13 protein-coding genes are annotated in these 13,934 nt (G+C 65.6%); 3 read left to right on the forward strand and 10 right to left on the reverse strand.

What is annotated here, in order from left to right:
* Nucleotides 1–88 precede the first annotated feature (88 nt).
* A complete protein-coding gene (locus VQ065_RS25430; RefSeq protein WP_003094300.1) occupies nucleotides 89–1,435 on the reverse strand; it encodes a tryptophan--tRNA ligase in 1,347 nt (448 codons plus the stop codon).
* A gap of 67 nt (nucleotides 1,436–1,502) precedes the next feature.
* On the reverse strand, nucleotides 1,503–2,132 hold the full coding sequence (locus VQ065_RS25435) for an alpha/beta hydrolase (protein ID WP_003094302.1): 630 nt from the start codon (nucleotides 2,130–2,132) through the stop codon (nucleotides 1,503–1,505).
* Nucleotides 2,133–2,276: 144 nt separating this feature from the next.
* Here VQ065_RS25435 and VQ065_RS25440 point away from each other — a divergent pair, with 144 nt between their 5' ends.
* The gene (locus tag VQ065_RS25440; RefSeq protein WP_003094304.1) at nucleotides 2,277–2,723 is read left to right on the forward strand and encodes a YhcB family protein; all 447 of its coding nucleotides are present in this window, start codon (nucleotides 2,277–2,279) and stop codon (nucleotides 2,721–2,723) included.
* A 73-nt stretch (nucleotides 2,724–2,796) separates the two neighbouring features.
* On the opposite strand, the gene cysN is transcribed toward VQ065_RS25440, so the two are convergent.
* Both cysN and cysD read right to left on the reverse strand, forming a co-directional pair.
* On the reverse strand, nucleotides 2,797–4,698 hold the full coding sequence (cysN, locus tag VQ065_RS25445; RefSeq protein WP_003094306.1) for a sulfate adenylyltransferase subunit CysN: 1,902 nt from the start codon (nucleotides 4,696–4,698) through the stop codon (nucleotides 2,797–2,799).
* A gap of 11 nt (nucleotides 4,699–4,709) precedes the next feature.
* On the reverse strand, nucleotides 4,710–5,627 hold the full coding sequence (cysD, locus tag VQ065_RS25450; RefSeq protein WP_003094311.1) for a sulfate adenylyltransferase subunit CysD: 918 nt from the start codon (nucleotides 5,625–5,627) through the stop codon (nucleotides 4,710–4,712).
* Nucleotides 5,628–5,971: 344 nt separating this feature from the next.
* On the opposite strand from cysD, the gene mltB reads away from it, so the two are divergent.
* On the forward strand, nucleotides 5,972–7,075 hold the full coding sequence (mltB, locus tag VQ065_RS25455; RefSeq protein ID WP_003094315.1) for a lytic murein transglycosylase B: 1,104 nt from the start codon (nucleotides 5,972–5,974) through the stop codon (nucleotides 7,073–7,075).
* Here the strand turns inward: mltB and VQ065_RS25460 are convergent.
* Nucleotides 7,062–7,820: a Nif3-like dinuclear metal center hexameric protein gene (locus tag VQ065_RS25460; RefSeq protein ID WP_003094318.1), complete on the reverse strand. Its 759-nt coding sequence runs from the start codon at nucleotides 7,818–7,820 to the stop codon at nucleotides 7,062–7,064. The two genes, mltB and VQ065_RS25460, sit on opposite strands and share 14 nt — an antisense overlap.
* Nucleotides 7,821–7,936: 116 nt before the next feature.
* Between VQ065_RS25460 and algW the strand changes: the two genes are divergently transcribed.
* Nucleotides 7,937–9,106: a Do family serine endopeptidase AlgW gene (algW, locus tag VQ065_RS25465; protein WP_003094320.1), complete on the forward strand. Its 1,170-nt coding sequence runs from the start codon at nucleotides 7,937–7,939 to the stop codon at nucleotides 9,104–9,106.
* 42 nt (nucleotides 9,107–9,148) lie between these two features.
* Here the strand turns inward: algW and hisC are convergent, their stop codons facing one another.
* The 5 genes from hisC to VQ065_RS25490 all read right to left on the reverse strand — a co-directional run bounded on the left by hisC (nucleotide 9,149) and on the right by VQ065_RS25490 (nucleotide 13,833).
* Nucleotides 9,149–10,204 carry a histidinol-phosphate transaminase gene (gene hisC / locus VQ065_RS25470; RefSeq protein WP_003094322.1) on the reverse strand — a complete coding sequence of 352 codons (1,056 nt, stop codon included), beginning with the start codon at nucleotides 10,202–10,204 and terminating at the stop codon, nucleotides 9,149–9,151.
* Nucleotides 10,205–10,206: 2 nt separating this feature from the next.
* On the reverse strand, nucleotides 10,207–11,529 hold the full coding sequence (gene hisD, locus VQ065_RS25475) for a histidinol dehydrogenase (RefSeq protein WP_003094326.1): 1,323 nt from the start codon (nucleotides 11,527–11,529) through the stop codon (nucleotides 10,207–10,209).
* 125 nt (nucleotides 11,530–11,654) lie between these two features.
* Nucleotides 11,655–12,290: an ATP phosphoribosyltransferase gene (hisG, locus tag VQ065_RS25480; protein WP_003094331.1), complete on the reverse strand. Its 636-nt coding sequence runs from the start codon at nucleotides 12,288–12,290 to the stop codon at nucleotides 11,655–11,657.
* Nucleotides 12,291–12,307: 17 nt separating this feature from the next.
* Entirely contained in the window at nucleotides 12,308–13,573 is a 1,266-nt protein-coding gene (murA, locus tag VQ065_RS25485; RefSeq protein WP_003094332.1) for a UDP-N-acetylglucosamine 1-carboxyvinyltransferase, read from the reverse strand.
* Nucleotides 13,574–13,593: 20 nt separating this feature from the next.
* Complete coding sequence (locus VQ065_RS25490) at nucleotides 13,594–13,833, reverse strand: BolA family protein (RefSeq protein ID WP_003094334.1); 240 nt, start codon at nucleotides 13,831–13,833, stop codon at nucleotides 13,594–13,596.
* Nucleotides 13,834–13,934 lie beyond the last annotated feature (101 nt).

Here is a 13,934-nt window from a genome sequence, read left to right on the forward strand (position 1 = left end):
TAGCAATGCAACGAAAACGGGGCCGTCACTTTAGCGACGACCCCGTCTCTTGGCAATCGGCCATCCGTCGAGGATGTACCGGGGCTGCCTACTCCTGCGGTGCCAGCGCTTCGCGGGTGCGCTCGATGGCGGCGTCACGGGCGGCGGCGTCGGCGAAGGCCGGGCTCTGCGCCACCGCCTCGCCATCCAGCCACAGGCCAAAGGCATTGCCCTCGGCCCGCAGGTCAGCAGTCTCGCCAGCCAGCAGGCGCTTGCTCACCGCACCGGCGGCCTTGCCGTCGGCGAAGGCGCGGGACAGCAGTAGCTGTTCGCCGGCGGCGTCCAGCAGGCGGAAGCGGAAGCTGCCGTCGTCGTCGCGGAAGCTGACCAGGCGCGCAGCCTTGGCGGCCTTCTTCTTGCCGCTCTCGGTACTTTTCAGCGGCTCGCGCAGGGAGCGCAGGCCGACTGCCTCGCGCAACTCGGCGATGAATGGGGTGGCGATGCGGCGCGCCTTGGCGGCACCGGCGAGGAGAATGTCCTCGATATCGTCCGGCTTGGCGATCAGCGCCTGGTAACGCTCGCGAGCCTCGCCCAGTTCGTTGTCGAGCAACTGGAACAGGCGCTGCTTGGCTTCGCCCCAGGCCAGGCCGTCGAGCAGTTCCTGGCGGAACGCTGCGACCTGTTCGGCGCTGGCGAAGGCCGAGTAAAGAAGGAACAGGTGCGAACTGTCCGGGTCCTTCGGCTCGCCCGGCGCGCGCGAGTCGGTGACGATGCGTGCGATGGCGTCCTTGAGCTGCCTGGAAGGGCTGAACAGCGGGATGGTGTTGTCGTAGCTCTTGGACATCTTGCGCCCGTCCAGGCCCGGCAGGGTGGCGACGTTTTCCTCGATCACCGCTTCGGGCAGGACGAAGAACTCGCGGCCGTTGCCGAACAGGTGGTTGAAACGCTGGCCGATGTCGCGGGCCATCTCCACGTGCTGCACCTGGTCGCGGCCGACCGGGATCTTGTGCGCGTTGAACATCAGGATGTCCGCGGCCATCAGCACCGGATAGCTGTAGAGGCCCATGGTCACGCCGGCGTCCGGGTCTTCGCCGGCCTCGACATTGCGGTCCACCGCGGCCTTGTAGGCATGCGCGCGGTTGAGCAGACCCTTGGCACTGACGCAGGTGAGCAACCAGGTCAGCTCGGGAATCTCGGGGATGTCCGACTGCCGGTAGAAGGTCGCACGCTCGACGTCCAGGCCGCCGGCCAGCCAGGTCGCGGCGATTTCCAGGCGCGAGCGCTGGATACGAGCGGGATCGTCGCACTTGATCAAGGCGTGGTAGTCCGCCAGGAAGTAGAACGAATCCACGTCGCTCCGACGGCTGGCGAGGATCGCCGGGCGGATGGCGCCGGCGTAGTTGCCCAGGTGCGGAGTGCCGGTAGGAGTGATGCCGGTCAGGATACGAGTAGTCATGCGATACCAGATGTCAGGCAAAGAAAAGAATGGCGCGCCGGATGGTAGCAGGGCCGGCGCGACAACGTCAGTCCTGCAGGCGTGGCAGCAACAGGTCCTTCAGATCGATCAGCTTGCCATGGAAGAAATGTCCGCTTTCCGCCACCCGCAACAGCTCGTGCGGTCGTGCCAGGGACTCGCTCCAGGCATATACCGCGGCCGGCGTGACCACGTCGTCGTCCTCCGGCTGCACCACGGTCAGCGGGCAACGCGCAGGCAGGCTGACCGCGAAGCGTTCCACCGGCGGCGCGATCATGAACAGCCGCGCCAGCCCGACGCCCTCCGCTTCCAGGCGACCCGCCAGATTGCCGGCGACGCAGGAGCCGAAGGAAAAGCCCATCAGTGTCAGCGGCAACCCCGGATGGCGTGCCAGCAACCAGCGCGCGGCGGCCTCGGCGTCGTCGATCTCGCCGATCCCCTCGCCATAGCTGCCAGCGCTCTGGCCAACGCCACGGAAGTTGAAACGCAGGGTCGCCAGGCCGGCATCGCGGGCGCTGCGTTGCAGAGTGGCGACCACCTTGTTCTGCATGGTGCCGGCGAACAGCGGGTGCGGATGGCAGACCAGGGCGATGCCGCGGGCATCGGGCAGATCGAGGTGCAGGGCTTCCAGCGGCCCGCAGGGGCCATCGATGGATACAGGGATTTCGCGGGTAGACAAACAGGAACTCCGTGACCCCGGCTCGGGTCGACTCGTCTAGCAGATTACTCCAAGCGACACAGGCACTTACTCGCGTGCCGTGGTATACAGCTCGGACTCAAGCCGTTAACGTAAAGCAAAGCCGTCTATAGAGGAAGGATTCGCGTGGAACAGTCGCTCACCGCCTGGCTGCTGCCGGCCCTCGCCCTGGTCGCCGGGGTCGCCATCGGTTTTCTGATCGCCCGCCTGCTGCCCAACGCCGCGCCGAACAAGGTGCAACGCCAGATGGACGACCTGCAGGACCGCTTCGACAGCTATCAGCGCGAAGTCGTGACCCATTTCAACACCACCGCCAGCCTCGTGAAGAAGCTGACCCAGAGCTACCAGGACGTGCAGGAGCACCTCTCCGACGGCGCCCAGCGTCTGGCCCTGGACGAACAGACCCGCCAGCGCCTGCTGGCCGCGCTGCATGCCGACGAGGCCTACCCGGCCGAGCGCCGCGAGCGCCTGACTCCGCCGGCCTCCGGTGAAGTGCCGAAGGACTATGCGCCGAAGAGCCCGGACAGCCCCGGCACCCTCGACGCCACCTACGGCCTGAAAGGCAAGTACTGACGCGCTGCGCGAACCTGCCGACGCCCATGAAAAAGCCCCGCATCCGCGGGGCTTTTTCATGGCTGCGAGACGATCAGATCGCCTGGCGTTCGCGCAACAGGTCGAGCACCTGCTTCACGCCGTCCTCGACGCTCAGCGACTGGGTATCGATCACCAGGTCGGCATCCAGCGGCACGTCGTAGGGGAAGGACTCGCCGGGGATATTGTCCTCGCCCGCCGCATACAGCCCCTGGGGATCGCGTTCGCGGCAGACCTGCGGCGACGCCTGCACATAGACGGTGATCAGGCGCTCGGCGCCGATCAGCGCCCTGGCCTGCTCGCGCCCTTCCGCGCTCGGCGCGACGAAGGCGCAGAGGCTGATCAACCCGGCCTCGTTGAACTGCTTGGCGACATGGGCGGTACGCAGCCAGTTCTCGGTGCGCCCGGCGCGGTCCTGCGGCAACCCCTTGTTCAGGTCGTGGCGCAGGTTCTGCCCGTCCAGCACGTAGACCGCGCGGCCCATATCGAACAGCTTGCGCTCCACGGCGTAGGCCAGGGTGCTCTTGCCGGCGCCGGAGAGGCCGCTGAACAGTACGGTCGCCGGCTGCTGGCCGAAGCGGCCGGCACGCTCCTCGCGCGTCACATGGGCATTCGAACCGTGATGCGCGCTGCTGCCATGGGCCGCCGGCGGAGCGGAGACGATCATGCCGGCGCCAACGGTGCCGTTGGTCAGGCGATCGATGACGATGAAGGCGCCGGTGGTGCGGTTCTGCTCATAGCCATCGAGCGCGATGGGCGCGTCCAGGCTGACCTTGACCCTGGCGATCTCGTTCAGCTTCAGCTCGCTGCCCGGGGTCCGCTCCAGGGTATTCACGTCCACCTTGTGGACGATGCTCGGAATCGAACCCGGCACATAGCTGGTAGCGCGCTTGATATCGTACTTCTTGCCCGGAAGCATCGGCTCCTCGGCCATCCACACCAGCATGGCATCGAAGCCGTCGGTGACCAGCGGGCGATTGTCGGCATGCACCAGCATGTCGCCGCGGGAAACGTCGATCTCGTCTTCCAGGGTCAGGGTGACGGCCTGGCCGGGACCGGCCTGCTCCAGTTCGCCCTCGAAGGTGACGATGGATTTCACCTTGCTGCCCTTGCCCGACGGCAAGGCCACCACCTCGTCGCCCTTGCGCACCACGCCGCTGGCCAGGGTGCCGGCGAAACCGCGGAAGTTCAGGTTCGGCCGGTTCACGTACTGCACCGGGAAGCGCATGTCATCGAGGTTGCGGTCGGCTGCGATCTCGACGGTTTCGAGGATTTCCATCAGCGACTGGCCGGCGTACCAGGGCGAACGCTCGGACTTGTTGACCACGTTGTCGCCCTTGAGCGCCGACATCGGCACGAAGTGCAGCGAACTGGTCTTCAGACCGATCTTCTCGGCAAAGGCCAGGTAGTCGGCCTTGATCTGTTCGAAGACACCCTGGTCGAAGTCCTTCAGGTCCATCTTGTTGATGGCGACCACGATATGCCGGATGCCCAGCAGGGACGCGATGAAACTGTGCCGGCGGGTCTGGGTCTGCACGCCGTAGCGGGCATCGATCAGGATGATCGCCAGGTCGCAGGTCGAGGCACCGGTGGCCATGTTGCGGGTGTACTGCTCATGACCGGGCGTGTCGGCGATGATGAACTTGCGCTTGGCGGTGCTGAAGTAGCGGTACGCCACGTCGATGGTGATGCCCTGCTCACGCTCGGCCTGCAGGCCGTCGACCAGCAGCGCCAGGTCGACGTCGTCGCCCGTGGTGCCGACTTTCTTCGAGTCGCGGGTGATGGCCTCGAGGTGATCCTCGTAGATCATCTTGGAGTCATGCAGCAGGCGCCCGATCAGGGTGCTCTTGCCGTCATCGACGTTGCCGCAGGTAAGGAAGCGCAGCAGTTCCTTGCGTTCGTGCTGCCCCAGGTAGGCGAGGATGTCCTCGCTGATCAGATCGGATTGATGAGACATGCTGCGTACCCTCAGAAATAGCCCTGACGTTTCTTTTCTTCCATCGAACCGGCCTGGTCATGGTCGATGACCCGGCCCTGGCGTTCGGAAGTACGCGTCAGGAGCATTTCCTGGATGATTTCCGGCAGCGTGGTGGCGCTGGACTCGACCGCGCCGGTGAGCGGGTAGCAGCCGAGGGTACGGAAGCGCACCATGCGCTTCTCGATGCGGGCTTTCTCTTCGTCAGAGAGATGCTCGAGGATGCGCTCGTCGTCGATCATGATCAGCGTGCCGTTCTTCTCGATAACCTCGCGCTCGGCGGCGAAGTACAGCGGGACGATCGGGATGCCTTCCAGGTAGATGTATTGCCAGATGTCCAGCTCGGTCCAGTTGGACAGCGGGAAGACGCGGATCGACTCGCCCTTCTTCACCTTGCCGTTGTAGATGTTCCACAGCTCGGGACGCTGGTTCTTCGGGTCCCAGCGGTGCTTGCTGTCGCGGAACGAATAGACCCGTTCCTTGGCCCGCGACTTCTCCTCGTCGCGGCGCGCACCGCCGAAGGCAGCGTCGAAACCGTACTTGTCCAGGGCCTGCTTGAGTCCCTCGGTCTTCATCACGTCGGTGTGCTTGGCGCTGCCGTGGGTGAACGGGTTGATGCCCTGGGCGACGCCGTCCGGGTTGACGTGGGTGATCAGGTCCAGGCCCATTTCCTCGACCATCCGATCACGGAACCTGTACATCTCCTGGAATTTCCAGCGGGTGTCCACGTGCATCACCGGGAAGGGCAGCTTGCCGGGGAAGAAGGCCTTGCGGGCCAGGTGCAGCATGACCGCGGAATCCTTGCCGATCGAGTACAGCATCACCGGGTTATCGAACTCGGCGGCCACCTCGCGGATGATGTGGATGCTTTCCGCCTCCAGCTGTTTCAGGTGCGTCAGTTTGTCGACCATGGCTACTCACGGAATTGCTTATGGACGGCCGTCGGGCCGTAGACGAACGCGCACTCTATCACAGCGCAAGGCTCTAAAAGATTCGCCATTTATACCGAAAAAATATACCCATATAGCCATCAGCGCTCAGCCTCGCAGCCGGCGAAAACACTGGCGTCGAGAGGTTTTCCAGGGGCGTTTCGCAGACCGGGCGGACAAAGCTGAGACGGCATCGTCCCGGACCGGACAAAGCCGTCGCCGCGACAGCGAGCAGACGGTCCGCCCCCCTTTCGGCGGCTCGACTTGTACGCCAGCGGCACTGCGCTAGCATAGCGGGCATCGTCATTCCGCCAAGAAGACCCCAGATGCGCCGTACCGCCCTCGCCCTGCCCCTGTTCCTTCTGGTTTCAGCATGCAGCAGCGAACCGACGCCACCACCGAAACCCGCCGCCAAACCCCAGGCCCGCACCGTCATTTCCCCCCGCCCCGTACGCCAGTCGGTGCAACCGATACTGCCGCTGCGCGGCGATTACGCGAACAATCCGGCGGCACAGCGCTTCATCGACAGGATGGTCAGCCAGCACGGCTTCAACCGCCAGCAACTGCACGACCTGTTCGCCCAGACCCAGCGCCTGGACTGGGTGATCCGCCTGATGGACCGGCAAGCCCCGACCTATACCCCACCCAGCGGACCGAACGGCGCCTGGCTGCGCTACCGGAAGAAGTTCGTCACGCCAGGCAACGTACAGAACGGCGTGCTGTTCTGGGACCAATACGAAACCGACCTGCAACGGGCATCGCGCGTCTACGGCGTGCCGCCGGAGATCATCGTCGGCATCATCGGCGTGGAAACCCGCTGGGGGCGGGTGATGGGCAAGACGCGGATCATCGATGCGCTGTCCACCCTGTCCTTCTCCTACCCTCGCCGCGCGGAGTTCTTCAGCGGCGAGCTGGAACAATTCCTCCTCCAGGCGCGCAAGGAAGGCACCGACCCGCTGGCCCTGCGCGGTTCCTATGCCGGCGCCATGGGCTACGGCCAGTTCATGCCGTCTTCATTCACCAAGTACGCAGTGGACTTCGACGGCGATGGGCATATCGACCTGTGGAATCCGCGTGACGCGATCGGCAGCGTCGCCAACTATTTCAAGCAGCACGGCTGGGTCAACGGCGATCGCGTGGCGGTTCCCGCCAGCGGCCGGGCGCCCTCGCTGGAGGATGGCTTCAAGACGCTGTACCCGCTGGACGTGCTCGCTTCCGCCGGACTACGCCCGCAGGGTCCGCTCGGCGGCCACCGGCAAGCCAGCCTGCTGCGCCTGGACATGGGCAGGAACTACCAGTACTGGTACGGCTTGCCGAACTTCTACGTGATCACCCGCTACAACCACAGCACCCACTACGCGATGGCTGTCTGGGAACTGGGCAAGGAGGTCGACCGGGTACGTCACCGCTCCGTCGTCAGGCAGGATTAGGACAGTCGATGAACAAGTGCTCGATGGCGAAGCGCTTGCCCAGGTAGTCGCCCAGCGCCTGTACCCCGTAGCGCTCGGTGGCATGGTGTCCGGCGGCGATGAAGCTGATGCCGTTCTCCCGCGCGCTGTGCACGGTCTGCTCGGAAACCTCGCCGGTCAGGTAGGCATCGACGCCGGCGGCGATCGCCTGGTCGATATAACCCTGGGCGCCGCCGGTGCACCAGGCGATGCGTCGGATCGGCTGGCCGGCGTCGACCAGCAGCGGCTCGCGCCCCAGCGCATCGCGCACATGCCGAGCGAAATCGGCAGGCTGCATCGGCTCGGCAAGCGAACCGAGGAGGACGATGGAACGCGGGTTGCCCGGCTCCAACGGCCCTTCCACTTCGAAGCCGAGCTGCCGGGCGAGCTGCACGTTGTTGCCCACCTCCGGATGCAGATCCAGCGGCAGGTGGTAAGCGAGCAGACTGATATCGTTGTTCAGCAGGGTCTTCAGGCGCCGTTGCTTCATGCCGACCACGCAGGGATTCTCACCCTTCCAGAAGTAGCCGTGATGCACCAGCACCACGTCGGCGTCGGCCTCCACGGCAGCATCCAGCAGCGCCTGGCTGGCAGTGACCCCGCTGACGATCCGCCGCACCTGCGGCCGGCCCTCGACCTGCAGGCCGTTCGGGCAGTAGTCCTGGATGCGCGCGGCATCCAGATAACGGTCGGCCTCTTCGACCAGGGTGCTCAGGGCGATAGCCATGCAAATTCCTCTTCATTCAGGCAGGGCGCGCCGCTCCTCTAATGGACGGCTTCCCCCTATAATGGGCGCCACCTTATCGGCCGCTTTTCGGCCTCGCAACCCCAAGGATTGTCCCGATGCCCAAGGCCCTGCGTTTCCTCGGCTGGCCCGTGCTGGTCGGCGTGCTGCTGGCCCTGCTGATCATCCAGCGCAACCCCGAGCTGGTCGGCCTGCCACGCCAGGAGGTGCACGTCGAGCAGGCGCCTCTGCTCAGCCGCCTGCAGGAAGGCCCGGTGTCCTATGCCAATGCGGTGAGCCGGGCGGCTCCGGCAGTGGCCAACCTGTACACCACCAAGATGGTCAGCAAGCCCTCCCACCCACTGTTCGACGACCCGATGTTCCGCCGCTTCTTCGGCGACAACCTGCCGCAACAGAAGCGCATGGAATCGAGCCTCGGCTCGGCGGTGATCATGAGCGCGGAAGGCTACCTGCTGACCAACAACCACGTGACCGCTGGCGCCGACCAGATCATCGTGGCCTTGCGCGACGGCCGCGAGACCATCGCCCAGTTGGTCGGCAGCGACCCGGAAACCGACCTGGCCGTGCTGAAGATCGACCTTAAGAACCTGCCGGCGATGACCCTCGGCCGCTCCGACGGCATTCGCACCGGCGACGTCTGCCTCGCCATCGGCAACCCGTTCGGCGTCGGCCAGACCGTGACCATGGGCATCATCAGCGCCACCGGACGCAACCAGCTCGGCCTGAACACCTACGAAGACTTCATCCAGACCGACGCGGCGATCAACCCCGGCAACTCCGGCGGCGCGCTGGTGGACGCTGCCGGCAACCTGATCGGCATCAACACGGCGATCTTCTCCAAGTCCGGCGGCTCCCAGGGTATCGGCTTCGCCATCCCGACCAAGCTGGCCCTGGAGGTCATGCAGTCGATCATCGAGCACGGCCAGGTGATCCGCGGCTGGCTCGGCGTCGAGGTCAAGGCGCTGACCCCGGAACTGGCGGAGTCGCTGGGCCTCGGCGAAACCGCCGGGATCGTCGTCGCCGGCGTCTATCGCGACGGTCCGGCGGCGCGCGGCGGCCTGCTGCCGGGCGACGTGATCCTGACCATCGACAAGCAGGAAGCCAGCGACGGCCGCCGCTCGATGAACCAGGTGGCGCGCACCCGTCCGGGACAGAAGATCAGCATCGTGGTGCTGCGCAACGGGCAGAAGGTCAACCTGACCGCCGAGGTCGGCCTGCGTCCGCCGCCGGCACCGGCTCCACAGCAGAAACAGAACGGCGGCGAGTGATCCCTGCCATTGAAAACGGCGCCCTCGGGCGCCGTTTTCGTATCACTTGAGGAAGTGCAGGGCGTCCAGTAGCGCCTGGTTCTGCTCCGGACTGCCGATGGTGATACGCAGGAACTGGTCGATCCGCGCCTGCTTGAAATGGCGGACGATCACTCCCTGCTCGCGCAGGGTCGAGGCAATCTGCCCGGCATCGTGCCGCGGATGACGGGCGAAGACGAAGTTGGCGGCCGACGGTAGTACCTCGAAGCCCAGCGCCTGCAAAGAGGCGCTCAACGCCTCGCGGCTATCGATCACTGCCTGGCAGGTCCGACGGAAATAGGCGTCGTCCTCGAAAGCCGCCGCCGCGCCGGCGATCGCCAGGCGATCCAGCGGGTAGGAATTGAAGCTGTTCTTGATCCGCTCCAGCGCCTCGACCAGATCGGCATGGCCGACCGCCAGGCCGACCCGCAGGCCGGCCAGGGAGCGCGACTTGGACAGCGTCTGGGTGACCAGCAGGTTCGGGTAGCGATCGACCAGAGCGATGGCGCTCTCGCCACCGAAGTCGACATAGGCCTCGTCGACCACCACCACCGAATCCGGCGACGCCTTCAGCATCGCTTCGATGGCGTCCAGCGGCAGCAGGCAGCCGGTCGGCGCGTTCGGATTGGGGAAGATGATTCCGCCGTTGGGCCGCGCGTAGTCTTCGACGCGGATGCGGAACCTTTCATCCAACGCGATCTTCTCGTGCGCGACCCCGTACAGGCCGCAATAGACCGGGTAGAAGCTGTAGGTCACGTCCGGGAACAGCAGCGGCAGGTCGTGTTGGAACAGGCCATGGAAAATGTGCGCGAGCACCTCGTCGGAGCCGTTGCCGACGAACACCTGGTTGGCCTGTACGCCGTAGTGCGCGGCGACCGCCTGCTTCAACCGCTCGCCGTTGGGATCGGGATACAGGCGCAGGTCGTCGTTGAGTTCCGCCTGCATCGCGGCGAGCGCCTGTGGCGACGGACCGTAGGGATTCTCGTTGGTGTTCAGCTTGACCAGCCGCGACAGCTTCGGCTGCTCGCCCGGCACATAAGGCACCAGGTCCTTGACGAAGGGACTCCAGAATTTGCTCATGCTCAGGCCTCCTTCTCGTCGAGGATGCGGTATTCGGCGCTGCGCGCGTGGGCGGTCAACGACTCGCCGCGAGCCAGCACCGAAGCGGTGCGACCGAGGACCGAAGCGCCCTCGGCCGAGCAGTTGATGATCGACGAACGCTTCTGGAAGTCATATACCCCCAGCGGCGAAGAGAAACGCGCGGTACCGGAGGTCGGCAGCACGTGGTTCGGGCCGGCGCAGTAGTCGCCCAGGGCCTCGGCAGTGTAGCGGCCCATGAAGATCGCGCCGGCATGGCGGATCTCCGGCAGCCAGCTTTCCGGATCGGCCACCGACAGCTCCAGGTGTTCCGGGGCGATGCGGTTGGCCACCGCACAGGCCTGGGCCTGGTCGGCGACCTGGATCAGCGCGCCGCGCCCCTCCAGGGAGGTGCGGATGATCTCGGCGCGCTCCATGGTCGGCAGCAGGCGAGCAATGCTGTCCGCGACGCGGTCCAGGAACGCCGCGTCCGGACTGACCAGGATCGACTGGGCGTCTTCGTCGTGTTCGGCCTGGGAGAACAGGTCCATGGCGATCCAGTCGGGATCGGTCTGGCCATCGCAGACCACGAGGATTTCCGAGGGACCGGCGATCATGTCGATGCCGACCTGGCCGAACACGTGACGCTTGGCGGTGGCCACGTAGATGTTGCCGGGGCCGACGATCTTGTCCACCCGCGGCACGCTTTCGGTGCCGTAGGCCAACGCGGCCACGGCCTGTGCCCCGCCGATGGTGAAGACACGGTCGACACCGGCGATGCAGGCGGCGGCGAGGACGATCTCGTTGATCTCGCCGCGCGGGGTCGGTACGACCATGACCACTTCGGACACCCCGGCGACCTTGGCCGGGATCGCGTTCATCAGCACCGAGGACGGGTAGGACGCCTTGCCGCCCGGCACATAGAGCCCGGCGCGGTCCAGCGGGGTGACCTGCTGGCCGAGCACCGTGCCGTCGGCCTCGGTGTAGCGCCAGGAACCCTGCTTCTGCTTCTCGTGGTAGCTGCGCACGCGCTCGGCGGCGACTTCCAGGGCTTCGCGCTGGGCTACGGTGATGCGGGTGAGAGCCAGCTCCAGGCGCTCGCGCGGCAGGATCAGGTCAGCCATCGAGGCGGCCTGGAGACCGTCGAAGCGCTGGGTGAACTCGACCACGGCGGCGTCGCCACGGCTGCGTACGGCGGCGATGATGTCGAGGACGCGCTGGTTGACCGAATCGTCGGAGACACTTTCCCAGCTCAGCAGATGATCCAGATGACGCCCGAAGTCCGGATCAGCGGCATTGAGTCGACGGATAGCGAAGGGAGCGGTCATAGCGAGCCTCTTTTATGGATGGCGTTGTCTCGGGCGCCGCTAGACTACCAAGCCCACCGTGCGGGCACCCGAGAAAATTTGGCTATGACACGGATAGGCAGGTGCGGCGCGGAGCCGCACGGGTATCAGTGACGGTGTCGCGCCTCGACGGCGTCGCGCAGGGTATCGATCAGCGACTGGATGCGACCGTGCTGCATCTTCATCGAGGCCTTGTTGACCACCAGGCGCGAGCTGATCGTGGCGATCAGTTCCTGGGGCTCCAGGCCGTTGGCGCGCAGGGTGTTGCCGGTATCCACGACGTCGATGATCTTGTCGGCGAGACCGACCAGCGGCGCCAGCTCCATCGAGCCGTACAGCTTGATCACGTCGACCTGGCGGCCCTGCTCAGCGTAGTAGCGCTTGGCGACATTGACGAACTTGGTGGCCACCCGCAGGCGTCCCTTGGGTTCAGGCGCGCCAATGGCGCCGGCGGTCATCAGCTTGCAGTTGGCGATACGCAGGTCCAGCGGTTCGTAGAGTCCCTGGCCGCCGTACTCCATCAGCACGTCCTTGCCGGCCACGCCGAGATCGGCGGCGCCATGCTCGACATAGGTCGGCACGTCGGTGGCGCGCACGATGAGCAGGCGCACATCGGGCAGGGACGTCGGGATGATCAGCTTGCGGCTCTTGTCCGGGTTCTCCGACGGCACGATGCCCGCCGCTGCGAGCAGCGGCAGGGTATCGTCGAGAATCCGGCCCTTGGACAAGGCGATGGTCAGCATTTGCGCGACAGCCTCCGCTAGCCCGGTACGCGGCGGATCTTGGCGCCGAGCAGCTGGAGTTTCTCTTCGATGCACTCGTAGCCACGGTCGATGTGGTAGATGCGATCGATCAGGGTGTCGCCCTCGGCCACCAGGCCGGCGATCACCAGGCTCGCGGATGCGCGCAGGTCGGTCGCCATGACCGGAGCGCCCTTGAGCTTGGGTACGCCGGTGACGATGGCGGTGTTGCCTTCGACGAGGATCTGCGCACCCATGCGGTTCATTTCGTAAACATGCATGAAGCGGTTCTCGAAGACCGTCTCGATGACCGCGCCGGTGCCTTCGGCAACCGCGTTCATGGAGATGAACTGGGCCTGCATGTCAGTGGGGAACGCCGGGTACGGCGCGGTACGCACGTTGACCGCCTTCGGCCGGTTGCCCTTCATGTCCAGCTCGATCCAGTTGCTGCCGGTGCTGATGTGAGCACCGGCCTCTTCCAGCTTCTGCAGGACCGCCTCGAGGATGGTCGGATCGGTATCCTTCAACTTCACCCGGCCGCCGGTCGCGGCCGCGGCCACCAGGTAGGTGCCGGTCTCGATACGGTCGGGCAGTACGTCGTAGCGAGCGCCGCCGAGGCGCTTCACACCTTCGATGACGATGGTATCGGAGCCAGCGCCCTGGACGTTGGCGCCCATGGCGTTCAGGCAGTTGGCCAGGTCGACCACCTCCGGCTCGCGAGCGGCGTTCTGCAGCACGGTGCGGCCGTTGGCCAACGCGGCGGCCATCATCAGGTTCTCGGTGCCGGTCACGCTGACGGTATCGAAGAAGAAGTGACCGCCACGCAGGCCGCCGGCGGGCGCCTTGGCCTTGATGTAGCCGCCTTCGACCTCGATCTGCGCGCCCATGGCCTCGAGACCGCGGATATGCAGGTCGACCGGACGCGAACCGATCGCGCAACCGCCCGGCAGGGCCACTTCGGCCTCGCCGAAGCGCGCCAGCATCGGACCCAGCACCAGGATCGAGGCACGCATGGTCTTCACCAGTTCGTACGGCGCGACCAGGGTCTTGATGCTGCTGGCGTCGACTTCGACGTTGAGCTTCTCGTCGATGATCGGCTGCACGCCCATGCGGCCGAACAGTTCGATCATGGTGGTAATGTCGTGCAGGTGCGGCAGGTTGCAGACGGTGACCGGAGTATCGGCCAGCAGGGTCGCGGCCAGGATCGGCAACGCCGAGTTCTTCGCGCCGGAAATGCGGATTTCGCCATCGAGGCGGTTACCGCCGGTAATAATCAGTTTATCCATTGCAATGATCCCCCGTGGGCTCAGGAACGCTCGGCCCAGGCGGCGCGGCTGAAGAATTTCATGGTGACGGCATGGATGCTGCCATCGGCGATCCAGGCGTTCAAATGGGCGTAGACCTGCTGCTGACGCTTGACCGGGCTCTGGCCGGCCAGTTCGTCGCTGATCAGATTCAGTTGGAAATTGCACCCTTCGCCCTCGACTTCCACCTGGGTGCCGGGGAGTTTTTCCTGGAGAAGGCTCTTAACGTCTTCGGCCTGCATGCTCAACCTCAATCGGGCGCCCTACGCGCACGGTCGGCCATCATACAAAAAAGCCCTCCGCCTGCGAACCCCAGGAAGGGACGCGCAGACGGAGGGCCGCT

It is taken from the genome of Pseudomonas sp. KBN10P06128 (assembly GCF_037574945.1).
GTDB classification, from domain to species: Bacteria; Pseudomonadota; Gammaproteobacteria; order Pseudomonadales; family Pseudomonadaceae; genus Pseudomonas; species Pseudomonas aeruginosa.